The sequence below is a fragment of the Salinispira sp. genome, from assembly GCF_059431795.1.
The window spans coordinates 21463-37229 of the sequence record NZ_JBXWXS010000036.1 but is presented as its reverse complement, the minus strand read 5'-3'; the positions used below and the strand labels follow the sequence as shown (position 1 = coordinate 37229).

12 protein-coding genes are annotated in these 15767 nt (G+C 51.2%); 6 read left to right on the top strand and 6 right to left on the bottom strand.

What is annotated here, in order from left to right:
• On the top strand, window positions 1-1548 hold the full coding sequence (locus tag AC52PS_RS12605) for an ABC transporter substrate-binding protein (protein ID WP_495563429.1): 1548 nt from the start codon (window positions 1-3) through the stop codon (window positions 1546-1548).
• 24 nt (window positions 1549-1572) lie between these two features.
• The gene (locus AC52PS_RS12600; RefSeq protein WP_495563428.1) at window positions 1573-2436 is read left to right on the top strand and encodes an ABC transporter permease; all 864 of its coding nucleotides are present in this window, start codon (window positions 1573-1575) and stop codon (window positions 2434-2436) included.
• A gap of 83 nt (window positions 2437-2519) precedes the next feature.
• Here the strand turns inward: AC52PS_RS12600 and AC52PS_RS12595 are convergent, their stop codons facing one another.
• Window positions 2520-3659 carry a hypothetical protein gene (locus AC52PS_RS12595; RefSeq protein ID WP_495563427.1) on the bottom strand — a complete coding sequence of 380 codons (1140 nt, stop codon included), beginning with the start codon at window positions 3657-3659 and terminating at the stop codon, window positions 2520-2522.
• Window positions 3660-3945: 286 nt separating this feature from the next.
• On the opposite strand from AC52PS_RS12595, the gene AC52PS_RS12590 reads away from it, so the two are divergent.
• The gene (locus tag AC52PS_RS12590) at window positions 3946-5151 is read left to right on the top strand and encodes an acetate/propionate family kinase (protein ID WP_495563426.1); all 1206 of its coding nucleotides are present in this window, start codon (window positions 3946-3948) and stop codon (window positions 5149-5151) included.
• 6 nt (window positions 5152-5157) lie between these two features.
• On the top strand, window positions 5158-6996 hold the full coding sequence (locus tag AC52PS_RS12585) for a DUF2779 domain-containing protein (protein ID WP_495563425.1): 1839 nt from the start codon (window positions 5158-5160) through the stop codon (window positions 6994-6996).
• A gap of 151 nt (window positions 6997-7147) precedes the next feature.
• On the opposite strand, the gene AC52PS_RS12580 is transcribed toward AC52PS_RS12585, so the two are convergent.
• Together AC52PS_RS12580 and AC52PS_RS12575 are read right to left on the bottom strand one after the other, a co-directional pair.
• Complete coding sequence (locus AC52PS_RS12580) at window positions 7148-9064, bottom strand: AMP-dependent synthetase/ligase (RefSeq protein ID WP_495563424.1); 1917 nt, start codon at window positions 9062-9064, stop codon at window positions 7148-7150.
• Window positions 9065-9198: 134 nt separating this feature from the next.
• Entirely contained in the window at window positions 9199-10311 is a 1113-nt protein-coding gene (locus AC52PS_RS12575; RefSeq protein ID WP_495563423.1) for a quinone oxidoreductase family protein, read from the bottom strand.
• A gap of 127 nt (window positions 10312-10438) precedes the next feature.
• Here AC52PS_RS12575 and yhbY point away from each other — a divergent pair, with 127 nt between their 5' ends.
• Window positions 10439-10732: a ribosome assembly RNA-binding protein YhbY gene (gene yhbY, locus AC52PS_RS12570; protein ID WP_495563422.1), complete on the top strand. Its 294-nt coding sequence runs from the start codon at window positions 10439-10441 to the stop codon at window positions 10730-10732.
• A 54-nt stretch (window positions 10733-10786) separates the two neighbouring features.
• On the opposite strand, the gene AC52PS_RS12565 is transcribed toward yhbY, so the two are convergent.
• Entirely contained in the window at window positions 10787-12142 is a 1356-nt protein-coding gene (locus tag AC52PS_RS12565; RefSeq protein ID WP_495563421.1) for a pyridoxal phosphate-dependent aminotransferase, read from the bottom strand.
• A 72-nt stretch (window positions 12143-12214) separates the two neighbouring features.
• On the opposite strand from AC52PS_RS12565, the gene AC52PS_RS12560 reads away from it, so the two are divergent.
• On the top strand, window positions 12215-12814 hold the full coding sequence (locus tag AC52PS_RS12560) for a hypothetical protein (RefSeq protein ID WP_495563420.1): 600 nt from the start codon (window positions 12215-12217) through the stop codon (window positions 12812-12814).
• Between the two features lie 46 nt (window positions 12815-12860).
• Here AC52PS_RS12560 and AC52PS_RS12555 read toward each other — a convergent pair whose 3' ends face one another.
• Together AC52PS_RS12555 and AC52PS_RS12550 are read right to left on the bottom strand one after the other, a co-directional pair.
• Window positions 12861-14417, bottom strand: a complete 1557-nt coding sequence (locus tag AC52PS_RS12555; protein ID WP_495563419.1) for an aminotransferase class V-fold PLP-dependent enzyme — start codon at window positions 14415-14417, stop codon at window positions 12861-12863.
• Between the two features lie 70 nt (window positions 14418-14487).
• Window positions 14488-15675: an NAD(P)-dependent oxidoreductase gene (locus AC52PS_RS12550; protein ID WP_495563418.1), complete on the bottom strand. Its 1188-nt coding sequence runs from the start codon at window positions 15673-15675 to the stop codon at window positions 14488-14490.
• Window positions 15676-15767 lie beyond the last annotated feature (92 nt).

Here is a 15767-nt window from a genome sequence, read left to right as displayed (position 1 = left end):
GTGAATCGTCATATAGCTGCGAAAAGCGCCAAATTTCTGAGTGCATCTTTGTTGTTTATATCCATTTTTATATTGCTACTGCCCGTTTCATGCCAGGGCAGGGGAGAAGATACTCCCCTTGAAGTCAGTCTGGCCCTTTCCGGGAATCCTTCCACTTTGGATCCCCATTCCACCACCGAAACACTCACCTTTCAGGTGACAAAGAGTTTATATGATACACTGCTTGAGCCCGACGATGACGGTGAACTGATCCCCGCTCTGGCCCGGTCCTGGTCCGTCTCAGATTCTCAGACAGAGATCACCTTTGAGCTGCGCAGGGATGTGAACTTTCATGACGGAACTGGATTTGATGCCCGGGATGCTGCGGCATCCATAGAGCGCTTACGCTCTCCGGATTTTGCATCTCCCAGTGCCGGAGAGTACTCGGTAATCCAGGATGTGCAGGTGGTTGATGACTTCACCCTTCGTCTGATCCTTTCCGAACCCAACGCTCCGCTGCTCTATACGCTTGCAAGCGGCTGGTCGGCCATACTTCCTTCGGAAAAAATTCAGTCCGGACATAATTTTGCCAGGGAACCGGTGGGAACGGGTCCGTTCTCCCTTGAACAGTGGGTGGCTGACGAGCGTATCACTCTGAAAAAAAACAACCAGTACTGGATGGAAGAAGAAATCCAGGTTGAAGAGGTGAGTCTTCAGATTATCCCCGAGCCCTCGGTGCAGACCCAGGCCCTGATGAGCGGACAGGTGGATATCCTCTATATAGTGAGTGAGGAAGATGTGCCCGTTCTGGAATCCCGGGACGACATTGTGCTTGAAACCGATACCACCTCCCTGGTTATGGTGATGGCCATCAACACAGGCAGGGATGTTCTCGGTGAAGTGGAAATGCGCCGTGCACTGAATCATGCCATAGATAAGCAAACCGCCCTCAATGTGGCGTACGGGGGAGGAACTCCCGTTGGAACCTTCAACGATGCATCCAATCCTTTTTATGCGGATTTCACCGGGATGTATCCCTATAACCCGGAAAAGGCCCGTGAACTGGCTCAAGAGGCGGGCTATAGCGATGAACGGGTGTTTGATTTAGTGTTACCCCAGAATTTTGCTCCCCATGTGACAGCCGGTGAACTGTACCAGGAGATGCTGAGAGAAGCCGGAATTCAGGCCCGGATCCGCATGGTGGATTGGCCCACCTGGATTTCCGACGTTTACGGCAATGCCAACTATGATCTGACGGTGATCGGTCATACCGGAAAACTGGATCCTGACGGACGCTTTATCGGGTATGGGTCTGGGAATATGTATGTGCGGTATCCGAATGAACGTCTGGAAGAGCTGATAACCCAGGGGCGCCGGACACTGGAATTTTCCCGACGGCAGGAGATCTATACTCAGGTTCAACAAATCTTCGCCGAACAGGTTCCATTCGTATTTGTGGGAAGCTCCTTACGACGTATTGCATACAGCAGCGGAATTTCCGGGTTCAGGATGACCCCGAATCTGGATACCTTCGATTTCCGCAGTATCTCACGAAGTACAGGAGAGTAGGTCCCCCGGGGGACGGGGCCGTCGATGATGAAACCGGGCAGCCTGCAGGACAGGTCAATACATAAACGTTTTCACAGACAGGTGAGACAACCGGGGATACTGGTCTTTGCCGCGCTATCTCTCGCTCTTCTGATTATCCTTGCCCTGTTTGCACCGGTATTGGCTCCCCATCCCCCCTATGAGCAGGATCTGGAAGCCAGGTTTCAAAAACCGTTCACACCCGGCCACCTGCTGGGAACCGACAGTCTGGGCAGGGACGTTCTTTCCCGGCTGATGTACGGTGGACGTTCTGCCTTCACTGTGGGGCTGGTCAGCACCGGAATCGCATTGGTCATAGGTGCAACTGTGGGAATTCTCGCCTCCTACGGTCCCGGATGGTTGGATTCACTGTTTATGCTGCTAATGGACGGTCTGTTGGCCATGCCCACCATTCTCATGGCTGTAGCCATTGTGGCGGTATTCGGATACGGACTTGTTCAGGTGATGCTGGCAATGGGGATTGTTTTTTCTCCCCTTATCGCCCGTTTGATGAGGGCGGAATTCCGGAAAGCGGCCGGTCAAGATTTTGTTGAAGCGGAGATTCTGGTAAACAGACCGGGTCCTGAAATCTTTTTTACCGCAATTCTTCCCCAAGTATTTCCTCCACTCTTGGTACAGCTTACCAGTCTCTTTGCGGCGGCTATTACAATCGAGGCCAGCCTCAGTTTTCTGGGAATCGGCATACAGCCCCCGGGAGCCAGTTGGGGAATCATGCTGGATAATGCACGGGACTATCTGATCTCCGCCCCATGGCTGGCCTTCCCGCCGGGTATTGCACTGGCTCTTGCAGTGTACAGTCTCAATACCCTGGGAGACCATATTAACGACCTCTTTCACCGGCATCATTAGATTATCCAAGCCCATGGTTTCTCAAAGCACATGATTTCTCTAAGCCCGTGATTTCTCAAAGCTTATATCCTTTTCAACAGCTGTCAGGTTATCCGTTTCCCCAGCGGGGCAAACAGTTCTGTTACATCTCTGCTGCTCCCCGGAAGATCCTGGCCGGGATCCAACATTGTGTACAGAGGCAGAGGGTCCATGTGAAACATGGTGCAGGGGGTTTCGCTGCTCAGAGGGCTTCGCAGCCCGTGATCTCCCACACTCCCGGGCACACCGGGATAATCTGGCGGAGGATCATCACCCTTTAAAATATTCACAATTGGTCCAAGAACCCTCCGGGCTTCCCTGACTGACTGGGTGTAGAGTTCTCCGATCCCCTCATTTCGGGGCTGCTCACCGTTGCAGGGGTCGTACCAGGTGCTCCTCTCCAGGTTTGCGTAGTCGGGACCATCCGGCAGACGGTCGGGATGACTCAGGGCCTTCCAGCGCCGGGACGCCTGGGGGTTCTCCCACCCCTGTTTGTAGGGCTCAGGGGGGGATTCCTGTACCGACTCGCAAAAGCGGTAAAATCCCCGGCTGTCCATGTAGGCATTCTCAAGTCGCCTTTCAAGTTTTTCATCGGTTCTCAGCCGGGAAAATGCTGTGCCCAGTCCGTGCTGCAGCATTCTGTGAATTCCCGTGTGCATAGAATCACCCCGGTCGAATATCCGGGAGAAACTGGATCCCCTGTGGTGACGGGGGATATTTCCCCGAATCCGCCACATCTGCTCCTCAGAGCCCGGTTGGAGGGGTACGGCAACCGCAAGTGCACTGTCGATAATCCGTTCGAAAAAGGGGTGGCAATCACGGTATGAACGGGTTGTATCATCATCATTGACCCATCCGGAAAAGTAGTTGATGAAGGGGTGCATGATCCTGTCCATTATACCGTGACTGATAAATCCGTAGAGATAGATGGCCTCAGGACTGTCCCAGCTGGATTCTTCAAGCAGGAGATATTCCAGCATGGCGGCGCTTACCGATCCGTAGCCTCTTCTGTGGAGAAGAGAGCCGATGAGTAAACCGGAGGGCATGGTACGCTGATTGTGATAGAAAATATCCGGTCCCTGGGCTCCGAGAAGCAACGAGGCTGATCTTTCCTGATCCTCATATAGATCTCTTACTGAAAAAAGTGAGAGGTGGTTCACTAACAGGTCTTCTGCCAGTATACTGTGACTAATGTGTGCAGGCATGGGTGTAAATGTAATATCTGTCTGTACATAATAAAAGGGCAATGCTACAATCTGCCATTGGATGCTCCTGCGCTGTATATGCCCGGGATATCCCGCGGGAAACAGCTCTCTGCACGGTAAGAAGATCATGAACTGTGCTTCTTTCCTGTGAATGCCTCATGCAAAATTTATTTGCAGCAGGCCCAATAGAAAAAACTTTAGATGTCTTATACTTGAGGATATTTCAGAAATTTAATTTCGAAATTGACATGCTTGTAAGAAATGGGACGAAAATTCGGAGGACGTTTTGGACGGACAGGCCATTCTTGTGATTAACTGCGGCAGCTCATCATTAAAATACGAAGTATATGAGATGCCCGCTGGAACCAGTCTGGGAAAAGGTACGGTTGAGCGAATCGGTATGGGTACCGGTATGATTACCCAGGAAGATCCCTCGGATCAGGAGTATTATCTTGAACAGGAAATACCGGACCATGGTGCTGCCATGGCGCTTGTTCAAAAAGCTCTTACTGACCCGGATAAGGGATTAATCAACGATCTTTCCAAAATCAGCGGTGTGGGACACCGGGTTGTACACGGCGGTGAGAGCTATTCCGAATCTGTTGTTATTGATGATGATGTAATTGCCGCCATTGAGAATAATATTGAGTTAGCTCCATTGCATAATCCTGCCAATCTCACCGGTATTCAGGAATCCATTAAGCTGTTCCCCGGGGTTCAACAGGTTGCCGTTTTCGATACCGCATTTCATCAGAGTATTCAGCCCTCTGCGTATATGTACGGCCTCCCCCGTGAGCTCTACGAACGGTTTAAAATCAGACGTTATGGTTTTCACGGCACCAGTCATCGGTATGTAAACCGGGTAGCTGTGGAGCATGTGAAACGCTCCGTTGAGAATACCAATGTGATCAGCTGTCACCTGGGTAATGGGGCTTCCATCACCGCCATCGGCGGGGGAAAATCCATAGACACATCCATGGGGTTTACACCTCTGGAAGGCTTGGTGATGGGTACCCGCAGCGGCGATATTGACCCGGCGATTATTTTCTACCTTCTTGAACGTGGATATACTCCTGAAGAAGTGAACACCCTGCTGAATAAAAAGAGCGGTGTGTACGGACTTTCAGGCATTTCCAATGATTTTCGGGATATTCAGAAGGCCGTGGAAAACGGTGACAAGAATGCCGAAGAAACCCTGGAAGTGTTCGCCCACAGGGTGCGCCGATACATCGGTGCGTATATGGCCGAACTGGTAAAGGTCGATCTTTTGGTGTTCACCGGTGGAGTGGGGCAGTACGATATTGATGTCCGTGAGCGTATCTGCCGCAGACTTGAAAACCTGGGAATTATTATCGATATAGAAAAAAACCGGAATAATGGTCCCGGTCTGGGAATCATTTCCGCCGATTATTCTCCTGTGACAATTCTTGTTGTTCCCACGAACGAAGAACTTCAGATTGCCACAGACACCCATGAACTGATCTTTGCCTAGGCTCTGATGTCATCAGATAGCTATCCCGGCATACGCTGCATAGATGATCTTTTCACCGGCTGGCGCTGTCCGCGTCAGCTGGCGGAACGGCTCAGAAAACGGGAGGAAGAATATCCCGGTGAAGCCTGGCATCAGGCATCTCCTGGCGTATTTCTAGAAGAACCCTCCGGTGCCGGATCCACCCATCAATTTCTTGAAAAGACACGGGTGCTTACAGAATTTCGAACGGCCTTGCATGAACGCTATCCCGGTATAGTGGAGATGTATCCCGGTCCCTATCAGGATCTGCTTGAATCCGCTGCCGGCGGGTCTCAGGACCCTGACCCCGCCTCCGATCGCAGGCTTGACCGCCTGGAAACACGAACTCTTGAAGCCCTTTCAAACTTGCAGAATATCCCTGAACGTCATCCCTTGGATGGGGTGGGGCTAAACCAGGAATCTTCTGTAACTCCCGTCACCGGGATTCTTAATGGGGTGTTAATCTGTCAGGGGCGCATCCTGTTTTTGGATCTGATCAGACCAGGGGACTACGGCGGGCTGAATATCAGTCTATTGAAAGCCGCATCTAAGGTGAAGGACGGCTATGTTCGGGAAGCAGCCTGGTTGGCTCAGGGTCTTGAGGCAGCGGGGTATCAGGTGGATGAAGTCAATATTCTCTATCTGAACAAAAACTATCCCCGAAACAGCAATGAACTTTTCAACAGTCAACGCCAGAAGAAAGGCCACAAATTCATGAAGGCTGATATTTCTCAAGAAATCCGGCGTGTGGAAGCTAAACTGGGACTAGCTCCGTATCGCCTGGAAGCGATACCTGGCTGCAAGCGTTCAAGCTGTCCGTATTGTGCTCACGAGAATCCGTCTCCTCTCCCTGGAGATATCTCCCGGCTTCACAGGTCCGGGGGGCTTGCTACAAAACTGAGAGCACAGGGGATCAACCGTGTGCAGGAGCTTCATTTAGTTCAGCCGCCCTTAAAGCAAAAAATAAAACCCTACCATTGGATCCAGCACCGTGCAGAAGTGGAGGGTGAAGAGCAGCTGAACAGCGCTGCTCTGACGGATTTCTTTTCGGGACTCCAATGGCCTTTGTATTTCCTGGATTTTGAATGCTATCTTGAAGCTCTTCCCCGCTGGAACGCTGTGGGCATATGGGAGCATGTCCCGTTCCTGTATTCGGTGTACCGTATGGATGAGCCCGATACACCACATTCTGCCAGCCGGGATGACAACCGGGATGACGCCAGCCGGGATGACAACCGGGAAAACGACAGCCGGGATGACAACCGGGAAAACGACAACCGGGATAACGGCCAGAATTCCGGCAGCCCGAGAAAAGTCGGTTCCTTCCTAATTGAGCCGGGAGCGGATAAAAGGGGAGAGCTTGTCGATGCCCTGATTCGAGATCTGGGAGATCAGGGATCCATCCTTGTATACGGAATTCATTTTGAGAAGGCGGTGCTCCGCCGTCTCGCGGCACTGCCGGATTCCCGCCGGGAAGAGCTGGAGGCAATTATCAGGCGTCTTGTGGATCTCCAAAAACCTTTTGGTGATTTCAGTTTCTATCATCCCGGCCAGGACGGGAAGATCAGTCTGAAAACGGTGCTTCCAGTGCTCACTAATCACGGCTATGAAGATGACAAAGTTTCTAGCGGAAGTGATGCCTTTATCGGGTATTATTATCTCATGCATCCTGAGCTCCCGGTACCTACGGACTGGGATTCCTACGCACAATATGTCCGGGAAAATCCAGGGCGCTTTTACCGGGAAGTGGAATCATACTGCGATACGGACACCTATGGTCTTGCCTATGTTGTGAATGCTCTATTGCGCCGGGTGATTGTCGGGTAAGATTCCGTCTCCCAAATCAAAAAAAAGGATGTCTGGTATTCTTTCCCAGACATCCCCGGTATTCGCTGATTGTAGCATTGAGCTCTCACCCCGTTGTCAATTCACATAGCATCCATGTTTCAGACCCAGTGAGAACCTTAGGATCAGCGTATCAGGCAAATATCCTGTTAATTTCCTTGTTGTACATTTCGTAGATCACATGACGCTTGATTTCCTGTTTGCCGGAAAGTTCCTTACCAACTTCAAAGGGTCCGGGTACTATTCCAAAACGTGCTATCCGCTCCCAGGTTTTAAATCCATTCTTGGTGCTCACCGATTCTGCGATTTCGGATTTTATCAGCTCGTGAACTTCCGGACCCCGAATAAATTTCTGATAATCCCCAACCTGATGGCCCTGTTCTTTGGCCCATTGGCGGATATTCTCTTCGTCGGGAACGATGAGTGCGCCCAGAAATTTCTGATCCTGTCCCAGAGCCACAACCTGCGATACATACATGCTTTCCCGCATCTTATCTTCCATGGGCAGGGGTTCAACATTTTCCCCTCCGAGAAGCACGATGGTATCCTTTGCCCGCCCCAAGATCCGGATCTCACCCCGGTGTGCAATCATTGACAGGTCTCCGGTATTGAACCAGCCGTCTTCATCAATCGCATTGCGGGTAAATTCATCCCGCTTGTAGTATCCCTTCATCACATTCAGGCCTTTCACATACAGTACGCCTTTCTTTCCCGGTTTCAGCACGTTGCCGGCTTCATCCCGTACTTGGATTTCGCAGCATTCCAGTTTGGTACCGATAGAGCCGGTGACAGGATGCCATTGGGTCCGTACCGATACAACCGGTGCCGTTTCTGTAAGACCGTATCCTTCAAGAAGCAAAATACCCACGGCGGAAAAGAACTTATCAACTCCGCTGGGAAGTGCCCCTCCTCCCGATATACCGGCTACAAAGCGGGTTCCAAGCTTGGCTTTAATTTTTCTGAAGACCAGAAGATTTCCCAGTAGATAGCCGGGGAGAAAAAAGAGCATGGGAATGAATCCGATCAGGGCATCAAGAATTCGGGAACGCCGTGAAAAACTGGGCAGTCTGCTGAACACCATGTTATGGAAATAGCGGTAGAGCTTTCCCACTCCCAGGAAAAAGAAAAAGAGGGATTTTTTCACTTTGCTGCCAGCATTTACACTCTTGATTACTCCAAGGCGGACAGCTTCCCAAATTCGGGGAACCGATGCCATCCATGTGGGGTTCACCTTCTGGAAATCCTCGAGCATAATCTTTCCCACAGGTTTTGAATAGGCAAGCGAGCATCCGTAAAGAATCGCGATGTACTGCATAACCCGTTCAAACGAATGCCAAACCGGGAGGACCGCAAGCCAAATATCGCCGGCGCCGATCCGGATTTTGGTATCGATAAGATCCACCTGGGCCATATAATTGGCATGGGTCAGCTGGACGCCTTTGGGTTCACCGGTTGTTCCTGATGTAAAAATGATGGTGGCAAGATCTTCCCGGGTTCCCTTTTCAACTTCTTTCTTCACATAGTCAGGATCATTTTGAAGAAACTTTTCACCTGCCTGGATCACTTCATGATATTTCAGTATTTCCAGAGATTTCCTGTCTGCGGCCTTGGATTTTAATTCCTTAAGCTGAAAATCCTGATCCAGAACTACGATCCGTTTCAGTTCGGGGATATCCTTGTGAACTGATATGATCTTATCCACCTGGGCAGCATTTTCTGCAAAACTGGTATGAACTTCGGTGAAGCCCAGAATAAATGCGATCTCCTCAGGCATAGAGTCATTGCCCCGGGGAACATCCGCTGCCCCAAGGCTGAGCACAGCCAGGTCCGCTACCAGCCATTCCTTCCGGTTCTCGGAAATCAGGCCCAGAAGATCATTGCGTCCGATACCCATGGATGCAAGTCCGGCGGCCATTTTCTCAACTTCAGAATAGAGCTGAGAGAAACTGACCGGGTGGAATTCTCCTGTTTCATCTTTGCTGTACTGTGCCGGTTGGGAAGGCAGCCTGCCTGCCACTTCTGCAAAAGTCTGGGTAATATTTTTACTCATGAACACACCACCACATATTAGATTTACGTTACCACGGATCCGGAAGAAAGATGTTTATTCATGTAAGGATCCGTGTAGTAATACGTATAATAGCATGAAAGTCAGGTTTGGGACAAATAATAATTGAAGGGCGTTCAGGAATTTTCAGAGAAAAACGGATCAAGGAGAAATTTCCCCCGGCTTTTCCGGGATTTCATCAGGTTCCACGCTTCCTGGGCATCTTCCAGGGGATACACGGCGGAAATAACCGGATTAATAATGCCGTCATTGCCCAGGTGAAGCAGCCGTTCCAGATCTTCCCGGTAGTGTACAATGTTTCGCCGGGGATTAATCAGGTACATTGCAGCCCTTCCGTTGTAAAACGGGAGGAAAAACCGGAGCCCCTTCAGGCTGAAACGGATTCTATGGTAAATGTCCTGGTTGGAATGATGTTCCAGAAAACCGAAAAGCACAATTTTCCCTCTTCGTTTTAGCAGCTTCCGGCTATCTTCAGCGCTGTCAAAGCCGCGGGTTTCAAATACCGCATCAAGACCCTCCGGTACCTGGGAATAGATGCGGGATACCATATCCCGGTCATTATAATTAAAGGGAATTCCCCCAAGGCTACGTACCAGATCATGCTTTTCCGGGGATGCGGTTCCATACGCCCGGATATTGAAGGCTTGAGCCAGTTGAAGAACCGCCGTTCCCACCCCTCCAGCAGCCGACTGAACGAAGATCGAAGGTCTCTCCCGGCCTGCAAGCTGCAGCCGCGGAAGTTGTGCCACTCGGAACATCATTTGCCAGGCAGTCAGATAGTTCAAAACCAGCGCGCAGGATTTGTCGTAGCCCAGATTATCCGGAATAGGAACAAGAAGTTCCAGTGGTAATTCTACGTACTGGGAATATCCTCCCTCTGAGCAAAACGCCGCCACAGCTGTTCCCGGTTGCAGGGTCTTTTCTATGTTCTCCCGGAATTCCGGGGGAAAATTCGTATTATTCTTCCCTGGGGAGATACTTACAATATCCCCAGATATATCGTACCCGGGTGTCCAGGGGAATTCTTTGATCCTGAGAATCGAATCTGTGGATCTGATAATATCACCGAAGGCGACACCGGCCCGGCGCACTCTCACCAGGGCGTGTCCCGGACGGGGAGTGGGAGAATGGGCCCGTCCGATTTCTTCAAGGGATCCTGCGGTTGATTGGTCCTCCACTGCCATGGATTTGGATTGGAGAAGATCGAATGGTGACTCAAGTTCTAGCATAATGATTCCCTCGTATTTTGATAAATGCCGATGCCCCCCTAACATATGGTTGTTCGCGAGGGCCCTCCCGGTATAGACGAAATACCATAATATCAGTATAGTGCGGCGGCATAAAGGATGGAATGAATTGAATAACGCACAAAGAAATTTCCTAAAGAAGGCTGCACACAGTCTGAAGCCGGTGGTGATGATCGGTCAAAACGGGCTGAACGAGCAGGTGATGAAGGCTGCCGAACAGGCTATTGAATCCCATGAGCTGATAAAAGTGAAATTTCAGGATTATAAGGATGCCAAACAGGCAATTGCCGATGAACTTTGCAGCAACCTGGACGCTGAGAGCGTAAGCATTATCGGAAATATTCTCACCATCTACCGTCCAGCCAGGGATCCGGCGAAACGGAACATCCGTCTGCCCTCGTAAAACCGGTCTGCCCTCGTAAAACCGGTCTGCCCCGTGGATCCGATATGGGAGAGATCAGGCTCCGATCATTTCCCGCACTTCCAGGGCAATTCTCCGAATTCCTTCATCTACCACATCGTCGCTTTGGGCAAAATTGATTCTAATACACTGATTTCTGTGCTCCCAGTCCTCATCGATGCCGTAAAAAAAGTATTTTCCCGGGACAATAATTACCTGCCGTTCTTTCAGTCTCTCATAAAGGATTGCGGTGTCTATATCCGGATGATCAAACCAGAGCCAGAGAAAAAGAGCCCCTTCGCTGAGATGGATTCTGCAGGGAAGTCCCTGCATATGCTTAAGCACCGCATCCTGAGCTTTCAGTGACTTGTCCCGGTAGAAGGGACGCACCACCTCGTTGCTCAGACGAAGAATCTCTCCCGATTCAATCAGCGGTCCGGTAATCATCTGTCCCAGGGTATTATTTGCCAGACTCATGATTGCATTTACTGCAGATATAGCCTGGACAATTTCTTCTCTGGCGATAATGATGCCCGTCCGGGTGGATGGGAGCCCGATTTTTGAAAGGCTCATACCCAGTACAATGTTTTCATTCCAGATAGGACGCGCCTGGGTAAAAATCATATTGGGAAAAGGCGTACCATATGCGTTATCTAAAAGAAGGGGTACATCATGTTCCCTTGCCAGCTGATCCAGCCGGCGAACTTCTTCATCGCTTAGCACGTTGCCCGTGGGATTGGTGGGACGGGACACGCAAATAGCCGCATCGTTTGGTCCCAGGACAATGCTGTCGAAGTCCACGTGATACTTAAAATAGTGTTCATCTATAAGCTCTATATCGGGTTTATAGGCCCGGAAATGCTCATGTCCGATACCCTGGTCGGCATAGCCGATGTATTCGGGCATAAGCGGGAGGAGAATTTGCCGCACAGCCCGTCCATTCGAATCGGTGAGAGAGGATCCGGAACCCGGTGCCTGCCGGGGTTTCTCTTCTTTGCGGCTGTGGGGAATGGTTCCGGCACCTTCGCCCCGACTGCTGTCCAGTTCACCTGAAAGCAGATTGAACAGCATGAAAAAGGCGGACTGACTGCCGTTGGTAACTGCTATATTTTCCGGACCCAGATTCCATCCATACTCGGATCGCAGCATATCCGCAATATTCTGCAAATAGCTGCCCTTGCCCTGGGGGGTGTCATAGTTGCCGATTCCCCGTTCAAACTCATCGCCGTTGGAAAGGATCTCCTGCATCCGTCGGCGCCATACACGGTTCAGTTCTGGAATACTGCCCGGGTTTCCCCCGCCCAGCATATATTTCTCACCTCCGGACTGCATGGCCTTTCCAAGATCGTCCATAAGTTCCAGGATTCCGCTGCGGCTGGTGAGCTTTTTTCCGAATTCAGACCAGTTCATCATGTCTCATACTGTATCAGTGTTGTCTTCCGGGGGCAAGCTGGTCATCCAGCTCTTTACTTTATATTCAAAATTGTGAATATTACATGCATGATCCACTTTTTTGTCAACTCCCTGGAACAGATCGTTCTTCTGGTGCTATCAGCTGTGCTATCCCTGTCTCTTCTTGAAACGGCGGGGAAAATACGGCCCATTGAACGGCGGCTTCAAATAGGGCGCACTTCGGCGCTCCTTGGACTTCTTGGTAACGCTTTAATGATCTTCTTGCTGGTCTGGAAGCTTACCCCGTTGTTTACACAGTTTGAAGATATTATGGCTGCACCGATTATGCTTCTCTACGCGCCTGGAGGTATTGCCGGTACATTCCTGGGGCTGATCTTTGCGCTTATCTACCTGCTGCCCTGGGGAAAACGGCGAAAGTCAGCATGGAGGGATGCGTTGGGCGGCGGTCAGTCAATTGAGACCGGAAGCAGGAAGTCTTACAGCAAGCACTCGAAAGCATGGGACCGGCCAGCTTCCCCTGCTTCCCCCGCTTCCGCCATCCGGCCTCTTCCCGGCTTAATACTGCAGGTTGTGATCATTGTGGTTCTTTGGAGCGGTCTCTATTCAATTATGCTCAGAGTATTTCAATGGTGGTCCGCTTCCAGGCTGGGAGATCTGTTACCTCCCGGCTGAATGGGCCGGGGGGAAAACTGTATTTAACGGGACGGCCTGCAGGTTCTCAGAGGGTAAACCAGGCCGTCTCTTCCCCCGGGGACCCGCCGGCATCCGGAGACGCCGCGCCGGTGATACTGTCCTGATCTGCAGTGGCTCCTGGCAGCGTGTAGTCAAATTCTCCGCTTCCGGGATTAAAGCGGTAGTCTTTACCCCATTCGGCGGCTGCGGAAGCGATCTGTTTTACCCCATCTATAATGGTCTCCAGCTCGTCGCTGCTCATGGTGGGATGGAGGCTGATTCGTACCCAGCCGGGTTTCTCACTGAGATTTCCATGATCAATTTCCCGGGCAATCCGCCGGGATTCTTCCCTGGATACATGAAGCAGCCAGTGTCCGTATGTTCCCGCACAGGAACAGCCTCCCCGCACTTGAATGCCGAAGCGGTCATTGAGCAGCGCTACAATGAGGTTGTGATGAATATCCTGTATATAAAACGAGATAACTCCCAGTTGCTCTCCCCGGGGAAAATCGTTGTCAGCCCCCAGAATACCCAGTCCCGGCACGGTTGAAAGCCCCTCTACGGCACGCTTCATTAATTCTTTTTCCCGGGCTGCTATGTTTTCAATCCCCATCTGTTCCTTGAGTCTGATTGCCAGGGCCGTACGAATGGTTTGGAGAAACGGAGGCGTTCCTCCGTCCTCTCTGGCCTCAATATCGGTTACATAGCTGCGTTCGCCCCAGCGGTTGGTCCAATTCACCGTTCCGCCCCCGGGGTGGTCGGGTACCCGGTTATGATATAACCCTCCGTTGAACACCAGCACTCCGGCACTTCCCGGTCCTCCAAGAAACTTGTGGGGAGAGAAAAGAACGCCGTCGAGGTATCCCAAGGGGTCATGTTCCGGGTGCATATCCATGTGCACATAGGGAGCCGACGCGGCAAAATCTACCAGGGCATACCCTCCGTGGCGGTGCATAATCCGTGCAAGCTCCCGATAGGGGGGGATAAAACCTGTGACATTGCTTGCGGCGGAAAAGCTGCCGATTTTCAATGCCCTATCGTGATATTCCTCGAGTTTTTGCTCCAGATTCTGTGGGTTTACATTGAGGTTTTCATCGGGCTCAAGAACCACAACTTCCGCACAGCTTTCCAGCCAGCTGATATGGTTGGAGTGATGCTCCATGTGAGTGACAAACACAACCGTATTGCAGCGTTTGGAAGCTTTTCTCGCCGGCAGTCCCTCTGTGAAATCCGTATCTTCATCACGTTCTGCCGGCGGGCGGAGTCCCAGAATTCTCTGCAGTTTATTCACCACAGCAGTCATGCCGCTGCCGGCGGAAATAAGAACATCTTCCGGGCCTGCATTCACATGTTTTTTGATGATATCGCCGGCCCTGTGGTAGGCCCGGGTCATGGCTTTTCCTGTGGAACTGGCTTCACTGTGGGTGTTAGCTACCATGGGACCGATCTCATACCGGATTTTATCTTCAATATCCCCATAGAGCCGGCCGCTTGCGATCCAGTCTGCGTAAATGAGAGGCTTAATACCAAAGGGCGTATGAATCGAATGATTCCAGCCAATGGTCTTTTCCCGGAATTGGGAAAAATACGTTTCCAGTTTCATTAATATAGAATAAACGATACATAAAATGGGGACAAGCCGGAAAGCCGGTCCCCGGAGATCAACGGCGTGATCATTTCAGTGAAGCCTTGATAATATTCTCCATGGATGAGATCTCATTTAAAACTACATCCGAAGGTCTATCATCCAGCTTCAGGGTGCAGACCGCAGCCTCACCGCCGGAAAAGATGGAATTTTCCATTTCCTCCACGTTGATATTCCCGTTGCGCAGGGCATCGAGCACTGCAGCCAGCACGCCCACCTTGTTGAAATGTCGCACCACCAGATTAAACTGGGCACTGCTTTTATCTCTGGCGTTCACCGGATGCAGGGGTTTACCGGAACTTCGGTAACGTTCGACAATCTTCACCACTTCATCTGCGATGGCATCTGCAGCCTGCTGGGTGGAAGCGCCAATATGGTGGGTTCCGGTAATGACTTGTGCCAGATCAGTATGGGGAAAGGTTTTTTCCGATGCTCCGGGCTCATCTTCATATACATCGAGGGCAACCTTCAGGGATTTTGAGGCGCGAATTTCCATAAGCGCTCTGGTATCCATAATTTCACCCCTGGAGGTGTTTATCAGAAACGCCGAGTCCTTCATGGCTTCAAGAAAACTTCGATCCACCAGATGCCTGGTGTCACTATTGGCGGCAAGATGAATGGTGACAATATCTGAGCTCCGGGCCAGGTCCATGGGGCTTGCACAGAACCCCACACCCATGGTTTTAGCTTGCTGTTCAGTAAGGCTTCGGGACCAGGCTTGTACATTAAGTCCCATCACCTGGGCCACGGCGGCCACTTTGGTACCGATGGACCCCATGCCGAGGATTCCCAGTGTTCTGCCTTTCAGCCCCCGGGCTTTGCTGTAGCCTTTTTTATTCCATACACCCCGTCGCAGATCAACGCTGTTGTCCACAATATTGCGGTCAAGAGCAATCATGTGTCCGATGGTAAGTTCAGCAACTGCATCTGCATTCTTGCCGGGACAGTTGGCCACGTGGATTCCAAGGGCGGACGCGTGTTCCAGGTCGATGGTGTTCACCCCTGCTCCCGCCCGGATAATGAGGCTCAGGCTGCTGCCCGAGTCCATGGAGGCCCTGTTCACCTTAGTAGAACGGACGATGAGAATTTCCGCATCGTCAATAATTCCCGGGAGGTCCCCCGGTCCGGCATCCGGCTCCAGTCTAACCGAAGCACCCATGTTTTCCAGAGCCTTGACGGCATTATCTGACAGTTTGTCGGCAATTAGTATCTTCATACTTCTTACATTATGCCCAAAGCCCGGCTATGTAAACGTAAATTTCAGGGACTGCCCCAAAGAGTGTGGAAACGGCTTTCGAGCTGCCCAGT

Bases quoted from the DNA above. Each gene is read 5' to 3' on its own strand.
- AC52PS_RS12600 (WP_495563428.1), top strand. From the start codon at position 1,573: ATGATGAAACCGGGCAGCCTGCAGGACAGGTCAATACATAAACGTTTT.
- AC52PS_RS12595 (WP_495563427.1), bottom strand. From the start codon at position 3,659: ATGCCTGCACACATTAGTCACAGTATACTGGCAGAAGACCTGTTAGTG.
- AC52PS_RS12585 (WP_495563425.1), top strand. From the start codon at position 5,158: ATGTCATCAGATAGCTATCCCGGCATACGCTGCATAGATGATCTTTTC.
- AC52PS_RS12580 (WP_495563424.1), bottom strand. From the start codon at position 9,064: ATGAGTAAAAATATTACCCAGACTTTTGCAGAAGTGGCAGGCAGGCTG.
- AC52PS_RS12575 (WP_495563423.1), bottom strand. From the start codon at position 10,311: ATGCTAGAACTTGAGTCACCATTCGATCTTCTCCAATCCAAATCCATG.
- AC52PS_RS12565 (WP_495563421.1), bottom strand. From the start codon at position 12,142: ATGATGAACTGGTCTGAATTCGGAAAAAAGCTCACCAGCCGCAGCGGA.
- AC52PS_RS12555 (WP_495563419.1), bottom strand. From the start codon at position 14,417: ATGAAACTGGAAACGTATTTTTCCCAATTCCGGGAAAAGACCATTGGC.
- AC52PS_RS12550 (WP_495563418.1), bottom strand. From the start codon at position 15,675: ATGAAGATACTAATTGCCGACAAACTGTCAGATAATGCCGTCAAGGCT.